19 protein-coding genes are annotated in these 23046 nt (G+C 66.0%); 17 read left to right on the top strand and 2 right to left on the bottom strand.

Annotated elements, in window-relative coordinates:
- Positions 1-73: 73 nt before the first annotated feature.
- On the bottom strand, positions 74-1171 hold the full coding sequence (locus tag AB688_RS12925; RefSeq protein ID WP_063544524.1) for a sugar diacid recognition domain-containing protein: 1098 nt from the start codon (positions 1169-1171) through the stop codon (positions 74-76).
- A 161-nt stretch (positions 1172-1332) separates the two neighbouring features.
- Here AB688_RS12925 and AB688_RS12920 point away from each other — a divergent pair, with 161 nt between their 5' ends.
- Positions 1333-2661, top strand: coding sequence for an MFS transporter (locus AB688_RS12920; protein WP_054893963.1), 1329 nt, complete (start codon positions 1333-1335; stop codon positions 2659-2661).
- Positions 2662-2710: 49 nt separating this feature from the next.
- On the opposite strand, the gene AB688_RS12915 is transcribed toward AB688_RS12920, so the two are convergent.
- On the bottom strand, positions 2711-4411 hold the full coding sequence (locus AB688_RS12915; protein ID WP_063544522.1) for a sulfatase-like hydrolase/transferase: 1701 nt from the start codon (positions 4409-4411) through the stop codon (positions 2711-2713).
- 385 nt (positions 4412-4796) lie between these two features.
- Between AB688_RS12915 and AB688_RS12910 the strand changes: the two genes are divergently transcribed.
- Genes AB688_RS12910 through AB688_RS12830 form a run of 16 tightly spaced genes read left to right on the top strand, consistent with a single transcriptional unit; the run spans position 4797 to position 22977 of the window.
- Complete coding sequence (locus tag AB688_RS12910) at positions 4797-6161, top strand: UDP-glucose dehydrogenase family protein (RefSeq protein WP_063544520.1); 1365 nt, start codon at positions 4797-4799, stop codon at positions 6159-6161.
- Positions 6158-7222: an NAD-dependent epimerase gene (locus AB688_RS12905; RefSeq protein ID WP_063544518.1), complete on the top strand. Its 1065-nt coding sequence runs from the start codon at positions 6158-6160 to the stop codon at positions 7220-7222. The genes AB688_RS12910 and AB688_RS12905 overlap by 4 nt, the downstream gene beginning before the upstream one ends.
- Complete coding sequence (locus tag AB688_RS12900; protein WP_054893959.1) at positions 7219-7965, top strand: sugar transferase; 747 nt, start codon at positions 7219-7221, stop codon at positions 7963-7965. Before AB688_RS12905 ends, AB688_RS12900 begins: the two co-directional genes overlap by 4 nt.
- 1 nt (position 7966) lies before the next feature.
- On the top strand, positions 7967-8614 hold the full coding sequence (locus AB688_RS12895) for a CpsD/CapB family tyrosine-protein kinase (protein ID WP_063544516.1): 648 nt from the start codon (positions 7967-7969) through the stop codon (positions 8612-8614).
- Positions 8615-8636: 22 nt separating this feature from the next.
- Entirely contained in the window at positions 8637-9656 is a 1020-nt protein-coding gene (locus AB688_RS12890) for a polysaccharide biosynthesis/export family protein (protein ID WP_054893969.1), read from the top strand.
- Between the two features lie 14 nt (positions 9657-9670).
- Positions 9671-11245, top strand: coding sequence for a GumC family protein (locus AB688_RS12885; RefSeq protein WP_063544514.1), 1575 nt, complete (start codon positions 9671-9673; stop codon positions 11243-11245).
- Complete coding sequence (locus AB688_RS27165; protein ID WP_231100229.1) at positions 11206-12663, top strand: glycosyltransferase family 4 protein; 1458 nt, start codon at positions 11206-11208, stop codon at positions 12661-12663. Before AB688_RS12885 ends, AB688_RS27165 begins: the two co-directional genes overlap by 40 nt.
- Positions 12660-14030 (top strand): O-antigen ligase family protein, encoded by a 1371-nt coding sequence (locus tag AB688_RS12870; RefSeq protein ID WP_063544512.1) that lies wholly within the window; start codon positions 12660-12662, stop codon positions 14028-14030. The genes AB688_RS27165 and AB688_RS12870 overlap by 4 nt, the downstream gene beginning before the upstream one ends.
- The gene (locus AB688_RS12865) at positions 14027-14992 is read left to right on the top strand and encodes a glycosyltransferase (protein ID WP_063544510.1); all 966 of its coding nucleotides are present in this window, start codon (positions 14027-14029) and stop codon (positions 14990-14992) included. Before AB688_RS12870 ends, AB688_RS12865 begins: the two co-directional genes overlap by 4 nt.
- The gene (locus tag AB688_RS12860; protein ID WP_063544508.1) at positions 14985-16121 is read left to right on the top strand and encodes a glycosyltransferase; all 1137 of its coding nucleotides are present in this window, start codon (positions 14985-14987) and stop codon (positions 16119-16121) included. Before AB688_RS12865 ends, AB688_RS12860 begins: the two co-directional genes overlap by 8 nt.
- Before the next feature lie 9 nt (positions 16122-16130).
- Positions 16131-17141: a polysaccharide deacetylase family protein gene (locus AB688_RS12855; protein ID WP_063546711.1), complete on the top strand. Its 1011-nt coding sequence runs from the start codon at positions 16131-16133 to the stop codon at positions 17139-17141.
- Positions 17138-18442, top strand: coding sequence for an oligosaccharide flippase family protein (locus tag AB688_RS12850; protein WP_063544506.1), 1305 nt, complete (start codon positions 17138-17140; stop codon positions 18440-18442). The genes AB688_RS12855 and AB688_RS12850 overlap by 4 nt, the downstream gene beginning before the upstream one ends.
- The gene (locus AB688_RS12845; protein WP_063544504.1) at positions 18439-20349 is read left to right on the top strand and encodes a hypothetical protein; all 1911 of its coding nucleotides are present in this window, start codon (positions 18439-18441) and stop codon (positions 20347-20349) included. Before AB688_RS12850 ends, AB688_RS12845 begins: the two co-directional genes overlap by 4 nt.
- Positions 20350-20383: 34 nt before the next feature.
- Entirely contained in the window at positions 20384-21073 is a 690-nt protein-coding gene (locus tag AB688_RS12840) for a GNAT family N-acetyltransferase (RefSeq protein ID WP_063544502.1), read from the top strand.
- Between the two features lie 4 nt (positions 21074-21077).
- Complete coding sequence (locus tag AB688_RS12835) at positions 21078-22238, top strand: GNAT family N-acetyltransferase (RefSeq protein WP_063544500.1); 1161 nt, start codon at positions 21078-21080, stop codon at positions 22236-22238.
- Positions 22210-22977, top strand: coding sequence for a ChbG/HpnK family deacetylase (locus tag AB688_RS12830; protein WP_063544498.1), 768 nt, complete (start codon positions 22210-22212; stop codon positions 22975-22977). The genes AB688_RS12835 and AB688_RS12830 overlap by 29 nt, the downstream gene beginning before the upstream one ends.
- Positions 22978-23046 lie beyond the last annotated feature (69 nt).

Raw genomic sequence — 23046 nt, 5'->3', positions numbered from 1 at the left:
CAGAGCGGCCTCGGTCGGATGCACAAAACACCCGGCCGGTTGTTTGGGCAAATGCCACTGCCCGGATCAAGACTCACTCGGCGGGTAGCAGTTGCAAGCCCAGGTACAGGCTCAGCATCCCTTCCAGACGCAGCGGATCCACCTCGCCCAGTTCAGCGATTCGCTCCAGTCGATAACGCAGGCTGTTGCGATGGATCCCCAAGGCATCGGCGCATGCCTGGCTCTGTCCGTCATGGGCGCACCAGGCACGCAAGGTGGCGAGCAATTGGCCGCTGGCATCCTTGGCGCGGATGCGTTGCAGCGGTTCGAGCAACTCGTCCAGGGCATCATCGTTGCGGTGGCGCCAGAGCAACGCCGGCAAGCGATAGCGCGACAAACTCAACACGCGCTCGCCGGGCACTACCTCGCGGCCATACGCCAACAGGTCGCGGACCCGACGGTAACCTCGTCGCAGTTGTTCCAGGCTCTGCGCCACACTGCCCAGGGCCAGGCGCTGGACCTGCCAGCCATGGCGCTGCAAGCGTTCGATCAGACGCACCTCATCCAGTGCCACGCTTGCCGGACGGCACCAGAGCAACGATTGACGCGCCGGGCTTACGCACCAGCTGTCGGGGTAGCGGCTGGTCAGCCAGGCCGACAGCGCTTCGCCCGGTGGCCCAGCCTCCAGTTCGAACAGGCAAGGCACCCTAGGCAGTTGCGGCTTGAGCCCCAGTTGCCGGGCTTCGTCCACCAGCCGGGGGGACTCGCCACTGCCACCGAGCAGCAGCGCCAGCAGATCGTCGCAGCGCTGCCGGCGCCACTGTTGCTCGATCTGCAGGTGACGCTGGGCCAGGAGCATCTCGGCGGTCATGCGCACCAGCTCGGCGTAGGTGCGCAGTTGCTGCGGATCGCCGGTCAGGCCGAGCACGCCGATCAATCGGTCGTCGAGCATCAACGGCAGGTTCACCCCTGGCTGCACGCCCTTGAGACATTTGGCCGCCTCGCTGTCGAGTTCGACGATGCGCCCATTGGCCAGGACCAGTTGCGCCCCCTCATGGCGGGTATTGATGCGCTCTGGCTCGCCGCTGCCCAGGATCAGGCCCTGGCTGTCCATGACGTTGACGTTGCACGGCAGGATCGCCATCGCCCGGTCGACGATATCCTGGGCCAGGTCGTGGTCAAGCTCGAACATGTGGGTTCCTTGCAGTGGCAGACTTTGTTCCGCAGCACAGCCGTGCGTGCCCTACGCTGTGCAAAAGCACAAAGACAGCGGCGCCCTGCTCGCCGAGACTCGTTTCAGGCGAGCGCCGGAACAGGCGCCGCGTGACAACCATAACAACAGAGAATTTCATCATGGCACACAGCCCTGCCCCTGACCAAGGCCAAGACCCCAGCCGCAATGCGCTGTACCGGCGCATCACCCTGCGGTTGATCCCCTTCATTTTCATCTGCTACCTGTTCAACTACCTGGACCGCGTCAACGTCGGCTTCGCCAAGTTGCAGATGCTCGACGCGCTGAAGTTCAGCGAGACCATCTACGGCCTGGGCGCCGGGATCTTCTTCATCGGCTACGTGCTCTGCGGCCTGCCCAGCAACCTGGCGCTCAACCGCTTCGGCCCACGGCGCTGGATCGCGGTGATGATGATCGCCTGGGGCACGCTCTCGACCTGCCTGCTGTTCGTCACCACGCCGATGGAGTTCTACGTGCTGCGCCTGTTCACCGGCGCCGCCGAAGCCGGCTTCTTCCCCGGTGTGGTCCTGTATCTCTCGCGCTGGTTCCCGGCTGACCGCCGCGGCCGCATCATGGCCCTGTTCATGTCGGCGATACCGGTCTCGGGCCTGCTCGGCGGGCCGTTCTCCGGCTGGATTCTCGACCACTTCGCCGCCGGCCAGCACGGTCTGGCGGGCTGGCAGTGGATGTTCCTGATCCAGGGCTTGCCGACCGTGGTGCTGGGCATCCTCGCGGTGTTCCTGCTCAGCGATGGCTACCAGAAGGCCGCCTGGTTGTCGGACAGCGAGCGCCAACTGATCGCCAGGGACCTCGCCGCCGATGCCGCGAGCAAGCCGAGCACCACCGGCGACAGCGTGTGGGCCGTGCTGACCAACCCGCTGATCTGGACCTTCGGCTTCGTCTATTTCTGCATCCAGAGCGGCGTCTATGCGATCAACTTCTGGCTGCCATCGATCATCAAGAACCTGGGCTTCGACAGCCCGCTGCTGATCGGCTGGCTGAGTGCGATCCCCTACCTGCTGGCCGGTGTGTTCATGATCATCGTCGGTCGCTCGGCGGACCTGCGCAACGAACGCCGCTGGCACTTGGTAGTGCCGATGCTGATGGGCGCCATCGGCCTGCTGATCGCGGTCAACTTCGCCAGCAACCCAACCGTGGCCATCCTGGGCCTGTCCATCGCCACCATGGGCGCCCTGACCGGCCTGCCGATGTTCTGGCCGATGCCGACCGCGCTGCTCAGCGCCAGTGCGGCCGTCGCGGGCCTGGCGATCATCAACTCGGTGGGCCAGATGGCTGGCTTCCTGAGCCCGTACCTGGTTGGTTTCATCAAGGACCAGACCGGCTCGACCGACGCTGCGCTGTACTCGTTGGCCGGAGTGATCGTGCTGGGCAGCCTGGTGGCCCTGCGCGTGTCGCGCGCCGGGGCACTGAACGCCGCACGAGCCAACTGACGCCTGGAGGCGCGGGCTTGCCCCGCGCCTGCCGCAACGGCATGTGCGCTCAGGGCGCCGCAGTCACCGCAACACCCTTGGCCTGTTCAGGGGTCACCACCTGGCTGAGGTCGATGTGACGAAAGTCCGGCTTGGCGCCCAGCCGCGCGTTGAAGCGCACGTTAAAGGTGAACGGGTCGTCGGTCGGCACATCCAGCGCCTGGCCGTAGATACGGGTGACGGCTGCGGCGTCATAGCCCAGCAGCTTGAGCAGCGTCGGATAGATGTTGTAGTGGCTGGAGGCGTTGCGGTTCTGTGGCAGGTGAGCCTGCCAGTCCAGGGCCTTGACGCCCGCGCCCTGGATCACCACCAGCGGTACCAGCCCCTCCTCCATCACCGGGTCGCTGTCGCAGTGGGTGTTCAGGCCCGGATTGCCGCGCTCATGCAGGTCCTGGCCATGGTCGGAGGTGTAGATCAGCACCGCCTGGCTCAGATCGGCCTCGGCGAACAGACGGCGGAAGAACTCGCCCACGTTCCAGCCCAGCGTATTGCGGTACGCGTTGCGATACAGCACCCAGTCTTCGGGGCGGCCATCGAAGCCGTCGCGGGTGCCGGTGTCGGCCACATCGGCGAAATGCCCACGCGGCAATGCCGGCTGGTAGGTCAGGAAGGCGTCGGGGTACTTGTCATGCACCGGGAAATGCGCGCCAACCTTGTTGATCACGATCAGTTGCGCCTGGTCATCCTTGAGCAGGCTGACCAGTTGCTCCAGCGCCGCCATGTCGCGCTGCACCACGGGGGTGTCGTCGAACTGGACGAAGCGGTCGATGTTTTGCTTCTCGGTTTCGTCCATCAGGTTCTGCAGATTGCCGCCGGTGCGCTGGGCATCGATGTACACCGTGCCCAGCCCTGCTCGCTTGGCGTATTGCCAGATCGACGGCTGGGTCGAATTGATGCGCAGGTAATCGCTGCGGGTGCCGCCGTAACGCAAGGTGACGTTGGTGTCGGCGCTGCAGTTGGCCACCGAGGCCGCGTAGCCGTAGTTGACGATACTCACCCCTGGGTGCGGCTGCAGCAGGTGAGTCGCCACGCCGGCAGGGGTGTTGAGGTCCAGGTAGTTGCCCGAAATGCTCTCGTCGATGATCAGCACGATATCGCGCGCCATCGGCTTGCCGGACTGCGCCAGGCTCACCGGCTCGCGTGGGCCGACACGGTCATGCAGCGCCTCGTAGCCGAACAGGCTCACATAAGCCAAGGGTGTGTACATCACCGGAAGGCCGCGGGCACCCTCGCCAGCGCGGATGAACAGCACGCCGATCAGCAACGCCAGCGCCAGAAATGGCGCGACAACGGGCACCAGGCGCGGCAGGCGCAGCACAGCGCCCGGGCGCAAGCCCACACCCAACAGCACCAGCAGCGCGTTGAACGCCGCCAAGGTGATCGCATAGTGGTACTGCTGTAGCGCTTCCTGGATGAAGCCACCGGCATACACCATGGACACGAACGCACTGTAGGTGAGGTAGGAATGGGTGATTCGCATATAAGCATCGAAGAACAGCGCACTCACCGCAAAAGCCAACGCCAGCACCCAGCGCAGCCAACCTGGGCGAATCCACGCCGCCAGCAGCAACCCCACCACCAGCACCCCCGCCACGCCCAGGTAAAGCAGCAAAGGCAGGCCAAGACCCAGCGCTTCTATCCGCTCCCGGTAATAGCCATGAAAGCTCGCCAGGTAGAGGAACAACAGGGCCAGCTTGATCCATCCGCGCATGATTCGACCACTCCGGTCATGGGTTTTCATTCAAACCGTAGCAGTCTTGAAACAAATCACAAGCCGGAAAAGTCAATTTTCCGACGGTATCTCAACGCCATATTCTGGCGCAAAAAACGTATCGCGGTTGAGACGCTCTATCGTCACGACCCCGCATTATTCGTGGCCTGCAACCGTTCATCGGCTCATCGAACGGCCAAATGCCAGTAGCTTTCAACGCTAAACCCCGGATTGGCAAAGGGTTGGTGGCCAATGGCCGTTTTGTTTAGCGTCTGTAAATGCGACGAAACATGCCATTGGTTTGACGCACTTCCCGCGAGCTGAGCTATACAGAAATCACACCACTGTTTCATACCCCTTACTCATCCATACGAGGCACGCCGACATGGACGTGAGCGTTTTTGGCACTGGCTACGTAGGACTGGTACAAGCGGCGGCACTTGCCGACGTCGGCCACCGGGTCCTGTGCGTGGACGTGGATGCCCACAAGATCAACCAACTGCGTCAGGGCGTCCCACCGATCAGCGAGCCGGGCCTGTCGGGCCTGCTGGAAGACAACATCAAGGAAGGTCGCCTGCTGTTCAGCACCCAGGCCAGCGATGCGGTCAGCCATGCCGAGCTGATCTTCATCGCCGTCGGCACCCCACCTGACGAGGACGGCTCGGCCGACCTGAGCCATGTGCTCAACGTCACCCGGCAGATTGCCGAGCTGATGGAGGCCGACCGCACCCTGATCGTCAAATCCACGGTACCGGTCGGCACCGCCGACCAGGTCGTGACCCTGGCCCGCGATGAACTGCAGCGCCTGGGCAAGGGCCATTTGCAGGTGCGTGTGGTGTCCAACCCCGAATTTCTCAAGGAAGGCAGCGCCCTGGCCGACTGCATGCGCCCCGACCGGATCATCGTCGGCACCCATGACGAGGTCGCCCATGACCAGCTTGCCGAGCTTTACGCGCCCTTCTGCCGCAACCACGAAAAGCTGATGTTCATGGACAACCGCAGTGCCGAGCTGACCAAGTACGCCGCCAACGCCATGCTCGCCACGCGCATCAGTTTCATGAACGAACTGGCCAACCTCAGCGAACACCTGGGGGCCGACATCGAAGCGGTGCGCCGCGGCATCGGGTCGGACCCACGCATCGGCTACCACTTCATCTACCCCGGCTGCGGTTTCGGTGGTTCGTGCTTCCCCAAGGACATCAAGGCGCTGCTGCACACCGCCGAGCACAGCGGCATGCCCCTGCGCCTGTTGCAGAGCGTCAACGAAGTCAACGACCAGCAGCGGCGCATCCTGTTCGCCAAGCTCAAGCAGCGCCTGGGCGGACTGCGCGGCAAGTCCATCGCCCTGTGGGGCCTGGCCTTCAAGCCCAATACCGACGACATGCGCGAAGCACCGAGCCGCTACCTGATGGAAGCGCTGTGGGACGAAGGCGCCACGGTGCGAGCCTATGATCCCGAAGCGATGGACGAATGCCGACGCCTGTACGGCTACCGAGACGACCTGCAACTGTGCGCCACCCGCGACGACACCTTGCAGGACGCCGACGCCCTGGTGATCTGCACCGAATGGAAGAACTTTCGCGTGGTGGATTTCTCGCTGCTGGCCAGCAAGCTGCGCGCACGGGTGATCATCGATGGCCGCAACCTGTACAACCCCGAGCAGGTCGCCGCCCACGGCCTGCACTACAGCGGCATCGGCCTGCGCCAGGTCGCGCCCGACCAGAGCGCCCCGCAGGTCGGCGCGCCATGAAAGTGCTGGTCACCGGCGCGGCCGGTTTCATCGGTGCCCACACCTGCCTGCGCCTGCTGCGCGACGGTCATGAGGTGCTGGGCCTGGACAACTTCAACGACTATTACGATCCGTCGCTCAAACATGCTCGCGTGCACTGGGTGCGTCAGAACGTCGGTGACTTCCCCCTGCACTGCCTGGACCTTGCCGACCGCGACGCCATGGCCCGGCTGTTCGCCGAGGAGCGCCCCGAGGGGGTGGTGCACCTGGCTGCGCAAGCCGGTGTGCGCTACTCGCTGCAGAATCCCCAGGCTTACCTGGACAGCAACCTGGCGGGCTTCCTGAACATTCTCGAAGGCTGCCGGCGCCACCCGGTGCAGCACCTGCTGTACGCCTCGTCCAGCTCAGTGTATGGCGCCAACCAGCGCACGCCATACCGGGTGCAGGATGCAGTCGATCATCCGCTGTCGCTGTACGCCGCCACCAAGAAAGCCAACGAGGCCATGGCGCACAGCTACAGCCATCTGTTCGGCATCCCTTGCAGCGGCCTGCGCTTCTTTACCGTCTATGGCCCCTGGGGCCGCCCGGACATGTCGCCGATGCAGTTCGCCCGTGCCATCAGCGAAGGCCGGCCGATCCAGCTGTTCAACCATGGTCGGCACCAGCGCGACTTCACCTACATCGACGACATCGTCGAAAGCCTGGCGCGGCTGCTGCCCTACCCGCCCCGCGCCGATGCGCAGTGGGATGCCTTCAGCCCCGACGCGGCCAGCAGCGCAGCGCCCTGGCGCCTGTTCAACATCGGCGGCCAACGCCCGGTGGAACTGCTCGACTACCTGGCCCTGCTGGAAAAACACCTGGGGCGCGATGCGGTGATCGAGTTGCTGCCGCTGCAACCAGGCGATGTGCTGGCCACCTGTGCCGATGCCAGCGCCTTGGCCCGGGTCACCGGCTTTACCCCAACGATTTCCCTTGATGAAGGGCTCGGGCGATTCGTCGCCTGGTTCAAGCACTACTACTCGCACGGCGCCACAGATGGCGAACCTGCAGGCGAGCAGCCGAAACAACGGAGGGTGATATGACAGGACAACCGAAAAGCGCCCAGCTGCAGGCGCTGTACCAGGATAAACGCATGGATCCGGCGCACCGCCAGCGCATCGATGCCGCCATCCACATGCAAGGCCGTGGCTGGATGACCGGGCGGGTCGGCGGGCGCCCTTGGACGCTGTCGCGGACCAACCGCGTGCTGTCATGCCTGGCGGCGCTGAACCTGCTGCTGTTGCTGTCGCCGGTATTCCTGGCATTGGCGGTGATGATCAAGAAGTCCAGCCCGGGCCCGGTGTTCTTCGTTCAGAAACGCACCGGCTACCGCGGCCGCCTGTTCGGCATGTTCAAGTTCCGCACCATGGTCGCCAACGCCGAGGCGCTGAAAGATTCGGTACGCCACCTGAACAAGCACGGCGCCGACTCCATCGATTTCAAGATCGACAAGGACCCGCGCATCACCTCGGTGGGCAGTTGGCTGCGGCGCAGCAGCCTGGACGAGCTGCCCAACCTGATCAACGTGGTCACCGGCGACATGCGCCTGGTCGGCCCGCGCCCTACCTCGTTCAACGCCTACCGCTACAAGGATAACCACCTGGCACGGTTGTCGATCTACCCCGGCATGACCGGCCTCTGGCAGATCTCCGGACGCAGCAACATCGATTTCGACCAACGCGTAGAGCTTGACCTCAGCTACATCAACGAACAGAGCCTGCTGCTGGATCTGAAAATCCTGCTCAAGACCCCGTTCAAGGTTTTCACTGGCCACGGAGCAAGTTGAGATGGACGGTTCCACTTCTAGAAGCCTGAGTAGCGCCAACCCGAGCGAGACCAACCTGACCGCCACTGTCCTCGACCTCGACCAGCGCACCCTGCTGCTGACCGCGGCCAACACCGGAACCGGCACCAGCACCAGCGCCCTGGCCTTCGCCAGCCAGCTGGCGCTGATGAGCGCGGGTGCGGTGCTGCTGATCGACGGCAGTTCCAGCAGCAATGGCCTGAGCCAGCAACTGGGGCTGAACAAGCTGCGCGGCTACACCGACCTGTTGTTCGACGAGGACACTCCACCCTTGGCGCAGGACTGCGTGGTGCACCTGTCCGACCAACCATTCGACGTGCTCCCGGCGGGCACCTGGAAGCGCGGACGCGACCGCCTCGACCCCGAACGCCTGCGCATCCTGTTGCGCCAGTTCGCCGCCCACTACCGCTTCGTGGTGATCGACGGCGAGGCCATCTATGCCAGCGCCGACAGCCTGGTGATCGGCACCCTGGTCGATGGCGTGATCCTGGTGGTGTGCGCCGAGGAAACCCGCTGGGAAGTGGCCCAGGCTGCCGCCCAACGGCTGACGCAAGCTGGCGCGCGGCTGATCGGCAGCGTGTTCAACAAGCGCAAGTACTACATGCCCAAGTGGCTGTACGACAACCTGTGAGAGGACGCACGCCATGATCGCCATGAGATACCCCTCGATTGCCCTGTGCGTGCTCGCCCTGGCCGGTTGCGCCAGCCAGGAAAGCCGCGAAATGCCGGTACAGATCCTGACCGCACCAGCGGCCGAGAGCCAGGCCACCGAAGTCGCCCGCCGCGAACAGGTGCTGCGGCCACAGGACGTGCTGGAAGTGATCTTCCACGTCAGCAACCGTTCTGCCGGGGTGTACCGCATCCAGTCCGGTGACACCCTGGACCTCAACTTCATGGCCGCCAGCGGCCTGAACGGCCAGCAGCTGGTGCAGCCCGACGGCAGCATCACCCTGCCATCCACCAACGCGTCGGTGCGCGTCGAGGGCCTGACCCCGAGCGAAGCGGAGAGCGCCATTCGTCAGGCCTACAACGACAAGCGCGTGTTCAAGCCCAACCGCGACCAGGTAACGGTGCGCGTGCTCAGCCCCATGACCGACGAGGTCAACCTGAAGAACGCCCTGAGCCACCCCGGCACCGGCATGAGCCGCGACATCACCGTGGGCAACGACGGTCGCGCGACCTTCCCGGAAATCGGCTCGGTGCCGCTGCAGGGCATGACCGTCAACCAGTTGCGTGACTACCTCAACGAGCGTTACGCCAGCCTGCCCGGGCGCATGAGCGTGGATGTACTGCTCAAGTCCACTGCCGCCAACGAGATCTACGTGCTCGGCGAAGTCGGCCAGCCGGGCGCCTTCCAGATCCGTCGTCCGGTGTCGGTGCTCGAGGCCCTGACCCTGGCCCGCGGCCCGACCCTGAAGGCCAAGCTCGGCTCGGTGGTGATCATGCGCCGCGAAGGCAACACCGTGCATGCAGTCAACTACGACGTCGACCAGGCCCTCTCCGGCGGTAGCCAGAAGCTCGCCTACCTGCAGCCCGAAGACATGCTCTATGTACCCAAGACCAAGCTTGCCAGCGCTGCCGAGCTGTCCCGGCAACTGGCTGACGTGGTGCTGTTCCAGGGCTTTGGCTTCAGCTTCAGCTACCGCGTCGACAACAAAGAAAGCAACGACTGACCAGGGGACGGACCATGACCACGCAACCGAAAGAAAACTATGTGCATGAGTTCTTCCGCATCTTCTTCGCCAACCGTCAATTGGTGAAACGGGTGTTCCTGATCTTCGCGGTGATCGCGGTGATTCTGCCGCTGGTGCTCAAGCAGAGCTTCGACATCACCGCCGAAGTCATCGTGCAATCGAAGAAGCTCTCGCAAAGTGATACCAGCTCCTCGCTGGCTCAGCAGGCGGACCAGTTCATCCCGCCGTCGCTGGCCGACATGGAGACCGAGAGCAACATCCTGCGCTCGCCCACGCTGATCCGCCAGACCATCAGCCAACTGCGCCAGGAAGGCCAGTACCAGGCCGAACCCGGTCTGCTGCGACGCACCGTGATCGACCCGCTGCGCCATGGCATCGTCGATCCGCTGCATCGCCTGCTGGGCAAGTCGGTGGCCGACGAGCGCGATACCCAACTCGACGAGCTCACCGATCAGGCGGTCAAGGACCTCAAGATCGAGACCCTGCCCGGCTCCAACGTCATCTCGGTCACCTACAGCGCCGATGACGCCCGCCTCGGCACCCTGTTCGTCGCCCGCCTGCTGGACAACTTCCTGAAGAACCGCCAGGACCTGCAGTCCAACGAGCTGCCCGAGACCTTCTACGAGCAGAAGAAACTGCACTACCAGGCTCGCCTGGGCGACCTCGAGGGCCAACGCCTGGCCCTGCTGACGGCGATCGGCTCGTCCGATCCGAAAGAAGAGATCACCTTCCGCCTCAATGCGATCAACACCGAGGAACAGGCACTCAACCTGCAGCGCGACCGCAAGCTGGAAAACCAGCAGTGGCTCGACTACCTGCAGAGCAGCCTGGCCGCGGCGAGCAAGGCGAAGATGGCCGACTATGCCTTCCCCTACACCTTCACCACCACGGTCGACAACGTCGCCTTCGAAGACCGCGAGATCAAGCAACTGGGCGAGCAGCTGACCACCCTGTTGGCCCGCTACAACGGCGATGCCACGGTGTTCCAGCCCGGGGCCGAGCAGATGGTCCTGGCACGCCAGCAGATCGCCCAGCTGCGCGGCCAGTTCCTCAAGATCGTCGAGAACCGTATCCGCGAACGCCAGCAGGACCTGGCCGTGACCCAGCAGGTGATCGACCAGAAGACCCAACGCATCGATGAATACAAGAACCGCATCACCGAGCTGCGCGAGACCCAGAGCAAGACCCGCCAGCTCGACACCGAGATCGATGCCCTGCACAAGGCTTTCTCCACCTACGCCCAGCGCTATGAGGAAAGCCGCGGCCAGGGCCTGCTCGATGGCAGCCAGTCCAACGCGCGGATCCTCAGCGCACCCTATGAGCCGGCCACCGCGTCGTTCCCAAAACCTGGCCTGATCATCCCGTTCGGCCTGGTCACCGGCCTGCTGCTGGCCATCGCGCTGGTCTACGTCAAGGAGTTCTTCGACCACCGCTTCAAGCACCCTGCACAAATCAGCCACGAGCTGGGCCTGCCGGTGCTGCTGGTGATCAACGACCAGACCCCGGCGCTGCCCAACCCGCACAAGTCGTGGTCGCTGCCTCGCCTGATGCACTGGGTGCGCAATTGAACGCTGCCGTGCCCGCTACCGGCCAGTTGATCCTGCATCTGCTCAGCAGCGGCGGATTCTACGGCGCCGAGCGCATGCTCCTGGACCACTGCCAGGCAACCCCTGGCAGGCACCGGGTGCTGTTCCTCGACGCGCCGCAGGATCTGGTGATGCGCTTTCGCGAAGCCGGCATCGACTGCCAGAGCTGCCATGGCCTGGGCGCACTGCTCAGGCAAGTGGCGGCCATGCGTGGCGAGCGGCCGTTGATCAACACCCACAACTTCAAGGGTATGGTCTTCGGCTGGCTGGCCGCGACCCTGTGGCGCCTGCCACTGGTGACCACCCAGCACGGCTTCACGCCGCGCAGCACCAAGCAGCGCTTCTACACCTGGCTGAGCCTGCAACTGTGCCGCACACCCACGGTGGCGACCGTGGTGTGCGTGGCCGAGAGCATTGCCCGCATCCACCGCCAGGCGGGTGTTCCAGCCAGCAAGTTGCAGGTGATCCCCAACGGTCTGCCGGAGCCTGTGGCATCTGTGCAATCTGCCCCTGTGGGAGCGGGCTTGTCCCGCGATGGCAGCACCGCAGTGCAGGGCACCGGCTGCGCCGGTAATCGCGGCACAAGGCCGCTCCCACAGGGTTCGCTGCAGGCCTCGACACCTGTGCATTGCGCAACCCCCACAGCCCCTGTGGGAGCGAGCTCGTCCCGCGATGCGAGCACCGCAGTGCAGGGCACCGGCTGCGCCGGTGATCGCGGTACAAGGCCGCTCCCACAGGGTTCGCTGCAGGCCTCGACACCTGTGCATTGCGCAACCCCCACGGCCCCTGTGGGAGCGGGCTCGTCCCGCGATGGCAACACCGCGGTACAGAGCCAGGGATCGCGCCAAGCCCCTTGGCTGGCAGGCTATGTCGGGCGGCTGTCCAGCGAAAAAGGCCCTGACCTGTTCCTCGACACCCTGATCCCGCTGTGCCAACGCCACCCGCACCTGCACGCGGTGATGCTCGGCGACGGCCCCGAACGCGCCACGCTGCAGGCGCGCATCGATGCCGCTGGATTGGCCGAGCGCATCACGCTGCCGGGGTTCCAGCGCGACATGCAAGCCTGGATGACCCGGCTGGATGCCCTGGTGATCAGCTCGCGCACCGAAGGCACGCCAATGATCCTGCTCGAAGCCATGCAGGACGGCGTACCGGTGGTGGCCTTCGGTGTCGGCGGCATTCCCGATGTGATCGAACACGGCCGCAGCGGATTGCTTGCCGCACCGCTGGCGGTCGATGAACTCGCTGCCCACCTGCAGGCGCTGCTGGGCGATCCGCAACAGGCTGAAGAACTGGTGGCCCGCGCCCGCCAGACCCAGCGCGAACGCTACCACCTGCCGACCCTGGCACAACGCTGGGCCCTGGTGTACCAGGGCACGGCCATGGAGGTTGTCGCATGATCATCCCCCTGTCGCTGGTGGGCCTGGTGGCCCTGCTGTCGCTGGGGCTGCTGGCCAGCCCCTACCCTTACCTGGCCCCTGGCGCCGTGGTCGGCCTGGCCGGTGCCTTGGTGCTGTACCGCAAGCCAGCCTGGGGCCTGCTGGCGATCGCCGCGCTGGTGCCGCTCGAAGGGCTGCTCAAGGACAGCATGGTCTCCGGCGCCAAGCTGATCGGCCTGGGCCTGGTGCTGATCCTCACCCTGCAACTGGCCGTGCGTCAGTTGCCGGCCGAGCGCCTGCGCAGCAACCAGTGGCGGTTGCTGATCCCGTTCATGGCCCTGTACCTGCTGAGCCTGTGGACCAGCGACAGCGTCGAGCTGTCGGTGCTGCACCTGCGTGAACTGCTGGTGGGGCTGGTGGTGTTCGTCATCACCCTGCTGGTGGGGCGCGACCTCAATCTGCCGATGCTGGCGCGGCTGATCACCGTCAGTGTCTGCGTGACCTGCCTGTTCGCCATCTTCTCCACCAAGTACCAGGAACAGGGCCGCGCCTCGGCCATGCTCGACCCCAACGCTTTCGCCCTGCTGATCACCATCGCCATGCCGCTGGGGTTGTGGCTGGCGATCAAGACCCGGCAGATTCCACTCAAGCTGTTCTGGGCCGGCTGCTGCCTGTTGCTGCTGGTGGGCATGACCAAGACCGAGTCGCGCTCAGGCCTGGTGGTGCTGCTGATCAGCCTGGGCATCGTGCTGTACAACTACCGCGAGCAACTGACACGGATCCGCCCGCGTCACCTGGGCTTCGCCATGCTCGGCCTGGCCATTGTCCTGCCGCTGGGCGCGGCCCTGATGCCGGCCGGCTACGCCGATCGCATCCAGTCGCTGATGCTGCTCAAGTCCGGGGTCAATGCGCACCAGGACGAATCCCTGGGCCGACGTGCCTCGTACCTGGTGGTGGGCAAGGAGATGATCAGCCACAGCCCGATGCTCGGCACCGGCCCCGGCACGTTCCCGCTGCACTATGCCGACACCGGTTTCTCCAAGGCCTTCGCCCCGGTCAACAGCAAGACCACCGACCTCTATCGTCGCGCCCACAACACCTACCTCGAGCTGTTCAGCGAGACCGGAGTGCCGGCGGGGCTGGCCTTCGTCGGCATGATCGCCCTGGCCCTGCGCAACTTCTGGCAGGCTCGCGCCGCCTGGCGTGCCACCGGCGAGCACGACAACGCCGACCTGATGACCCACCTGACCATGAGCATGCTGGCCATCGGGCTGTTCCTGATGTTCCTCAGTGCCCCCAGCCACAAGTACCTGTGGCTGATGCTGGCGCTGTCCAGCGTGCTGCTGCGCCAGGCCACCGCGTCGCGAGACGTGGAGGCGCGGCGATGAACCAGGTAAGCATCGTTATCCCGATGTTCAACGAAGCCCGGCATATCGGCCGCACCCTCGATGCCGCGCGCAAAGCCGCCCACTGCGCGGGTCTCGGCTGTGAGCTGATCGTGGTCGACAACGGCTCCAGCGACAACGGCCCTGCCATTGCCCGACAGCATGGTGCCCAGGTGCTGAGCCTGCCTGGCGTGGCCATCGGCGCCCTGCGCAACCAGGGCGCGCAGGTCAGCCACGGTGAGTGGCTGGCATTTCTGGATGCCGACATTGAAGTACCGGACAACTGGCTCGACCTGCTGCTGGGCCTGCAGCGCCGCGGTGAAGGCGACGTCTTCGCCCTCGACTGCGACACCCCGCGCCAGGCGCCATGGTTCGCCCACGCCTGGCAACGCCGCACCCTGCGCGCCGGGCAGACGGTACAGGACTGCACCTGGCTGCCCACCCCCAACCTGCTGATGCGCCGCACCTGGTTCGACCAGGTTGGCGGCTTCGATGAGCGCCTGCGCACCGGCGAAGACAAGGACTTCACCCTGCGCTTGCACGAAGCCGGCGCCCGTTTGCGCGTGCTGCGCCAGCCGGTGGTCCTGCACTGGGGCTTCGAGGGCAGTTGGGGTGAGTGGCTGGGCAAGGAGATGTGGCGCCAGGGCAGCCACTTGCAACTGCTGCGCAGCCATGGCGTGAGCCTGCGCCTGCTGCGTTTCCCACTGCTGTCCGTGGGCGCCTGGGTACTCGACGTCATGGCGCTGTCGACGCTGCTCGAAGGTTTCCCCCATGTGGCCCTGGTGCTGCTGCTGATCAGCGCCCTGCCTGCCCTGGCGCTGAGCCTGCGCCAGAGCCTCAGGCACCACGACACGTTGCTGACCCTGCAGCTCTGGGGCCTGCACTGGCTGCGCCTGCACCTGGCCGGCGCTGCGTTCATCCTCAGCCTGTTCAACCGCACCGCAAGGAGGCCCGCCCGTGGCTGAGATCATCTTCTGGTTGTGCCTGCTGTTGCCGCTGTACGCCTGGGTCGGCTATCCCGTGCTGCTGACCCTGGCTGCACCGTTCTTCCCTGCGCGCACACCCGGTCCGCTAGCGCCGCAGCGGGTCAGCGTGGTGATCGCCGCGCACAACGAGGAGCGGCATATCGAAGCCAAGCTCGCCAGCGTGCTGGCCCAGGACTACCAGGCCGCCGAACTGCAGGTGGTGGTGGCCAGCGACGGCTCCAGCGACCGCACCGTGGCGCTGGCCCGCGCCGTGAACGATCCACGGGTACAGGTGCTGGACCTGCCGCGCCTGGGCAAGACCGGCGCGCTGAACACTGCGGTGAGCGTCTGCCGCGGCGATATCCTGGTGTTCACCGACGCTGACAACCAGTGGGCCGGCAACACCCTGGGCCTGCTGCTGGCGCCCTTCGCCGACGCAGATGTCGGCGGGACTGCCGGGCACATGATCATCCCCGACCCAGGCAAGGGCCTGAGCCTGGGCGACAGCCTGTATCGCCATTACGAAGCCTGGGTGCGCAAGGTCGAGAACCGCACCGGCTGCATGGTCTCGGCCGACGGCGCCCTGCTCGCCCTGCGCCGCCCGCTGTACCAGGCGATTCCCAAACAGGTCAACGACGACTTCTACATCAGCACCTGCGCCCCGGCCGCCGGCCAGCGCATCGTCTACGTGCCCGAGGCGGTCGTCCTCGACCAGGGCGTGGACGAGGCCGACAAGCAGTTCCGCCGTCGCCAACGCGTCACCGTCGGTGGCCTGCAGAGCCTGGCCGCGCGCAGCGAACTGCTCAACCCGATGCGTCACGGCCTGTACGCCATCGCCCTGATCAGCCACAAGCTGATCCGCCGCCTGGCGCCGGTGCTGTTGCTGCCGCTGCTGTTGGCCAACCTGTGGCTGGTGGGTGAATCGCCCTTCTACCACCTGACCCTGACCGCGCAACTGCTCGGCTATGCGGCCGCGATCGCCGGCCTGCTCGATGCTGGCCACCGCCTGCCCAGGCCATTCCGCCTGGCCGCCTTCGTGCTGGTGACGCTGGCGGGCATGAGTGTCGGCCTGTGGCAATTCCTGCGCGGGCACAGCTACAGCCAATGGAATCCCGACCAGAATCGATGAGCGATGGACATGCCGATCAAGACGACGATAAAACAGGCCAGTGGCTGGCTGTATTTCAAGTCGCCCAAGGGCCGCGCCGAATTGCGCGGCGCCGGGGTGATCCTCATGCTGCATCGAGTACTGGCCGATGATGCCAGCGCCACCTTGCCGCACCGCAACGAGCTGTGCGTCGGGCCGCGCGCCTTCGAAGGGCTGCTGCGCTGGCTACCGCGGCACTTCGACTGCGTCAGCCTCATGGACCTGCTCAAGGACCATGAGACACCCCGCAGCAACCAGCGCCCCAAGGTTGCCCTGACCTTCGACGACGGCTGGCGCGACAATGCCAGCAACGCCTTCCCGCTGCTGCGCAAGCACCAGGTGCCGGCGAGCATTTTCCTGTCCACCGACTACATCGGCAGCCGCCAGCGCTTCTGGTGGGAAAGCGTCGGCGAAACCCTGTGGGGCAGCCACGGCGAACCTGCGCGGCACAACCTCATCGAGTACCTGCGCAAGCTCGGCCGACCGCTGCCGGCCGCCTACTTCATGAACGACCGCTCGCAAGCGCGCAGCCAGGTGCTGGCGCACTACCTGCAAAGCCTCAAGAGCCTCAGTCCGCAGGCCCTGCAGCAACTGACCGATGCCTGCCCGGCCGAATCGCTGCCCCAGGCCATGGACTGGCAGCAAGTGCGCGAGCTCGAGGATTCGGGCCTGGTGCGCTTCGGCCCGCACGGCGCCAGCCACGCCTTGTTGCCCTATCTCGACGACCGGCGCCTGGACGAGGAACTGCAACGCAGCCACGCCGCCCTGGAGCACGGTTGCCAACAACCACTGCCGGTGTACTGCTACCCCAATGGCGATCATGACGATCGCGTGCGCGCACGCGTGGCGGCGCACCGCTACCCCTTCGCCCTAAGCACGCGCGCCGGCATCTGCCAGGGGCATGACGATCCGCTGGCCCTGCCACGCATCGGCGTCAGCCAGCGCAATGCCAGCCGCCCATCGCTGCTGGCCTGGCGCATCAGCCGCGGGGGCCGCTCATGAGCCGCAACCATTACCTGCGCCATCTGGCGCTGAGCATGGGCACCAAGCTGGCGATGATCGGCCTGCGCCTGCTGCGCAACGTGCTGCTGGCGCGCATCCTCGGCCCCAGCGAGCGGGGCTTGTTCGCCCTGCTCAGCACCCTGCCCGACCTGATCAGCGCTGCCACCAGCGGTGGACTGAACGGCGCCGTTGGCTACCAGGCGGCCAAGCAGCGTGACATGGGCCTGCTGCTGACCCAGGTGCTGGTCTACGGTTGCCTGCTGGCGGGGCTGTTGACGCTGGTCTGCGTGCTGCTGGTGCGCGAGTTCGGTGCCGACCTGGACATCACCCTGCAGTTGGGCCTGCTGGCCTGGCTGTTGCTGCTGGCGGTGCCGATGACCGTGCTCAAGAGCGGCCTGCTGACACTGCACAACGCCAGCGGTGGCGTCGGCGCGTTCAACGTGCTGCGCCTGACCGAATCGGCGGCACCGCTGCTGCTGTTTCTCGCGCTGTTCTGGATGTGGCGTGAAGAGGCGCTGGAGGCGGCGCTGATCAGCTGGCTGGTGGGCATCGCCCTGGTGCTGGTGCTGGGCCTGTGGTGGCTGCGCCGCCAGCATCCGCTGGCCCTGCGCTGGGACCGCGGCGGCCAGCGCGAGCTGCTCAGCTACAGCGCCAAGAGCCACCCCGACCTGTTGTTCCAGCAAGTCATCCTGCGCTCGGACTACCTGTTCATCGGCGCCATGCTCGGCAGTACTGCACTGGGCCACTACGCCATGGCCAGTGCCGCCGCCGAACTGCTGCTGATCGTCCCGGAAGCGGTGACCACACCGCTGATGAAGCGCCTGCTGCAGCAGGACGCCGGCATGGAAAAACTCACCCCCCTGGCACTGCGCCTGACCGCCACGGTGATGCTCGGCGCCTGCCTGTGCATGGCGGTGATCGGCGACTGGCTGATCGTCACCCTGTTCGGCATGGCCTACCAACCGGCCTACCCGGCCCTGCTGGCCTTGCTCCCAGGGCTGCTGGGGCTGTGCTACGCCAGCATCCTGCGCCTGGACCTGCTGGGCAAGAATCGCCCCGGCACGGTATCGCTGATGATGGGTGCAGGCGCCGCGCTGAACCTGATGCTCAATGTGCTGCTGATTCCGACCTGGGGCATCGTCGGCGCCGCCGCGGCGTCATCGATCGCCTACCTGGCGGTGACCGTGGCCATGCTGGTGCTGTACTGCCGCCTGAGTGGCGTGCCGGTACTGCACACCCTGATCATCCTGCCCAGCGACTTCGCGCCGCTGCGCCAGATGTTGCAGCGCAGGCCAGCATGAAACGCTGGCTGCTGCTCTGTGCCCTGTGGGTGCCGCTGGCACCTGCGGCCCCCCTGCAATGGGGCGATATCCGCGATGGCAGCCTGTACCTGCAACCAGGACGCAACGATGAACTGCGCCTGCGCTGGCACCCGGCCTGGCAGGCCGACGCCAATGCCGAGCGCATCTTCCTGCTCGACGGCCGTGGCCAACTGCGCGGCGAGCGGGCGATCAAGGCCGAGGAACTGCGCGGCGAGCAGCGCTGGCCACTGAGCGTCGACGCCGGTCCCTATCGCCTGGAGGTCCCTGGCTACAGCTTCCGTGGCTACCAGATCGAGCACAGCGACACCACGCGCGCCCTGTTCGCCCCCGCCAGGGTGCACTTCAGCGCCGAGGTCGGACCACGGGTCGAGCTGTATTTCCGGGTCAAGGCCGGTGAGCAGGCGACGCTGGCCGGCAAGTTCCACGGCGGCGTGCGCGGGCTTTCGGCGCAACGCCTGAGCGACGGCCAGCAGGTCGAGGTGGCGCTCAAGCCCTACCCGGCCTACTGGCGCTTCGACCAGCAGGCGCTGCCAGTCAGCCCCCGCGACGAAACCTGGCGCCTGCGCCTGCAAGGGCGCGGCAAGGCGGCATTCTGGCTCGACGGCAGCGCCAACCTGTTCGCCCAGCGCGCCGATCATCTGGGCGATGTCGCCAACCTTGCCGGGCAGGTGCGGCTCAAGCTCCAGGCCAAGGTGCTCGGCCCCACGCCGCTGCTGGGGGTCAACCTGCCCTACGTACTACCGCCACCGTCGAGCTTCGCGGCCCTGGACGCCCTGCGTCCGCAGGCGGCCGGCTACTACAGCTTCATGGACGTGCTCGCCCGCCAACCCGGCTATGAAGACGCCTGGCGACGCCTGTACCAGCAGCGCTTCGGCATCACCCAGGACATCACCCTGCTCGCCGGCACCGGTAGGCGCGCCGACCTGGCCGCCGATCGCACCAGCCACGACGGCCTCGATGCCTGGCTGGCCGGCACCGCGCGCCTGGGCGGCAAGGGCCTGCACTACCTGGCCTTCGCCGACGAGCCGAACCTCAATTACCGCAACTATGAAAGCTACCGCGACTTCTTCACCGGCATGGCCCAGCGCGTAAGCGCCTGGCCGGGCGCTCGGGAGGCAGGCGTGCGGATCGCCATGCCCGCCTCATCACGCCTGCTCGGCGGCCCCTTCACCCAGGGCAGCAAGGACCTGCGCGGCATCGACTGGGCCCGGCGCCTGCTCCAGGAGCACGGTGCGCAGATCGATGCCCTGGCCTGGCACGAATGGATGGTCCGCGACCTGCTCGCCACTCGCAGCTACCGCGACAGCGTGCGCCAGGCCGCGGCCTTGGTCGGCCTCGACAACCAGGGCCGCCCGCGCAAGGCGCTGCTGCTCGACCAGACCAACCTGTCCAGCGGCTCCAGCCTCAGCCCCTATGACCAGAACACCCACTACGCTGGCCTGTGGTGGGCGTCGGTGGTGATCAACGCCTCCGCCGACGGCCTGTTGGACATGCTCAACTGGTTCCATGTCGCCGACGAGCCCGAATGGCCGAAGGGCATGATCCGCGTGCTGGGCGATGAGCGTTTCGAGCTCAAGCCGGTGGGCCTTGCCCAGCAGTTCATCCAGCGCCACTGGCTGCGCCAGGTGCTGGCCCTGGACAACGACGCCTTCGAGGTCGACGTCCTGGCCATGGCCGACGGCCGTCAGCGCAGCCTGCTGGGGGTCAACAAGGCCGAGCGCGTGCAGCAGGTCGAGCTGGCACTCGGCGACTGCCCGGCCGCCCGGCTCGAGCTGTTCGGCCCCGATAATCAGCCGCGCCCTGCCCGCGTCAGCTGCCAGCAGGGACAGATCCGTTTTCAACTGCCAGGGCAGACCTTGTTTGCCCTGACCTGGAGTGCGTCATGAAACGCACCTCGATCTGCCATGAACAGGAGGCACCATGCGTGCATTGAGCAAGATCCAGGATCGCATCAAGCGCAAGGGACTGCGCAACACCTTGAGCAGCGCCTGGCGACACTACGTCTTCTATCAAAGGGAGCTGGTGTGGATGGAACGCGACCTGGAAACCCCGGTGCCCCCGCACCGCCTCAAACCCTATGCGCGACTGCGCCTCGAGAACATCACCGTGAACAACGTCAAGGCCTTCACCCGGCATTTCGGCGACCGCGTCGAGACCATGCGCGAGCTGGCCGCAGAGGGCTACACAGGCTTGATGTTCGTAGATGACGAAGGTGACACCGTGGCTTTCATCTGGGGCAGCGCGCGCAACTACCACGACCGCCACTACTACGGGTGCTGGTTCCCGGTCGGTCCGGGCGAGTTCTTCGAATTCGGCGGCGAGTTGATCCGCAAGTACTGGGGCAGCGAGCTGTCGGTGGACTTGCAAGTGGCGTTGTGGAAGGCCATGGCCGCGCAGGGTTGCACCAAGGTGGTGGACGTCTGCGAACAACACAACATCCCGGCGCTCAAGCTGCACCTGCGCATGGGCTACCAGGAGCAAGGGCGCATCATGAATGTCTACTGCCTGTTCGGGCGCTGGAAGTTCTTCCGCGAGAGCCGCTACAGCGAGTCGCGCCTGGAAACCTTGCGTAAACCGGCGTCCGAAAGCGCCACGGCCACGGCGTCCTGACCCCATGGCCCTGCAACTGAGCTGGTGCGCCTCGCTGCGCACCCCCAGCTTCCCTGCCGCCGGCTATGAGGCGCTGCGCCAGCGCGTGGCCGGCAGCACCCCGTTCAATCACCTGGGCTGGCTGTGCGCCGCCGAGGCCGCACTGCAACCAGGCCAGCAACTGCAGATCCTGCTCGGCCACCTCGATGGCCGCCTGTGCCTGTGCCTGCCGCTGGTGCGCGAGCGCCAGGCGGTCGGCCCACTGAATGTCCCGGTGGTGCGTCACCTGGGCCACCCGCTGAGCGACCGCATCGCGTTGTTGCTCGACCTGCCAGCACACCACGCCACACAAGTGCTCCAAGCCATCCGCAAGCACCTGCCCCATGCGCTGCTGCAATTGAGTGAAGTGGTGCAAGGTGGCGATGAGGACTGGCTGCGCCAATGGGGTGCGGCCTGTTCGACCTTCGAGTGCCGCCTGACCTGCCGTGTACCGGTGCACCGCATCAGTGAAGCCGACCGCCAGGAGGTCAGTGGCGACCCACGCTACAAGCTGCGCCGTGCACGCAAGCGCATTGCAGCCTGCGGCGCGCAGGTGCGCCGGGTGGTCGCCGACCGCCACAACATCACCGCCCTGCTCGATGCGATCAGCGCCGTGGAAGCGGCGAGCTGGAAAGGCGACGACGACGTCGGCATCTTCTCGGGCAGCCAGCGCCGCGAGTGGATGTACCAGGCCTTCACTGAGCTGGCTGGCGAAGGGTTGGTGTGCCTGGTGTTGCTGGAGCTGGACGGGCGCTGCATCAGCTACCGCCTGGGCCTCCTCGAACACGGTCGCATCTACGACTACAACCTGGCGTTCGTGCCCGAACAGCGCGAGCTGGGCAGTGGCCGGGTGCTGCTCGAAGAGTGGATCCACTGGGGTCTCGACGAGGGCTGGAGCTGGGTCGACGCCTCGCGGGTAAGCCTTGAAAACTCCAGCCACCAATTGCATGAACGCCAGACCGGCCAGGTCGAGCAATGGCGCCTGAGCGGCTACAGCTGGCGCCCCGACGGCATCGCCCTGGGCCTGGCCCTGCGTTGCTGGCGCTGGCTCAAGCCGCGCCTGCGCAAGGCCGACAGTGCAGCCACCGTCACCCCGAACCCCACACAGGAGCGAACGGATGCCATCCCAGGTCATAGTCAACGCTGACGATTTCGGCCTCAGTGCCCCCATCAACGCGGTGATCCTGCACGCGTTCCAGGCCGGGCTGATCAGCTCGGCAACACTGATGGCCAACATGCCGGCGTTCCAGGCCGCGTGCGTACTGGCCCAGCAGCGGGCGCTGAAGGGCCGCATCGGCCTGCATTTCAACCTGACCTACGGCCGCCCGCTGAGCCAGGCGATCCTCGCCGAACCGCGCTTCTGCACCGCCCAGGGCGAGTTCGACCTCGGGCTGCGCCAGCGCACCCTGCGCCTGTCACGCAGTGAGCGCGAGGCGGTACGCGAGGAGCTCGAGACCCAATGGCAACGGTGTGTGGCCCATGGCGTCATTCCCAGCCACCTGGACTCGCACCAGCACGTGCACAACATCTGGCCGGTCGGTGAGGTGGTCGCACGGTTTGCCCGCGAACACGCCATACCGGTGCGTCTGGCGCGCAATGTCGGGGCCAACATCGGGCCACTGAAGCGGGTCTTCAAGACCCTGCTCAACCGGCGCCTGAAACAGCTCTGCGGCGTGACCGCCGACTACGTCTGCACCCCGCTGGATCTCAAGGCCGGACTGGCGCCGGCGCATGGCGTACTGGAGGTGGTGGCCCATCCCAGCGCCCTGGGCGGCCACGACTTCGGTGATGCCTACCTGGCAACCGGGGAATCCCTCAAGAGCTTGGTCGACCGCCAGTTGCAGGGGGTTGAACGGGTGGGTTATACCGAGTTGAACATGTCCTGACGCCTGCGCACTGGCATGCCCGGTGCGCGTGTGCGTGGTGTTCTTTCGCGGGCAGTCCAAAGAAAAGAG

It is taken from the genome of Pseudomonas putida, from assembly GCF_001636055.1.
Taxonomy (GTDB): domain Bacteria; phylum Pseudomonadota; class Gammaproteobacteria; order Pseudomonadales; family Pseudomonadaceae; genus Aquipseudomonas; species Aquipseudomonas machongensis.
This window is presented reverse-complemented; position numbering and strand designations above follow the sequence as displayed.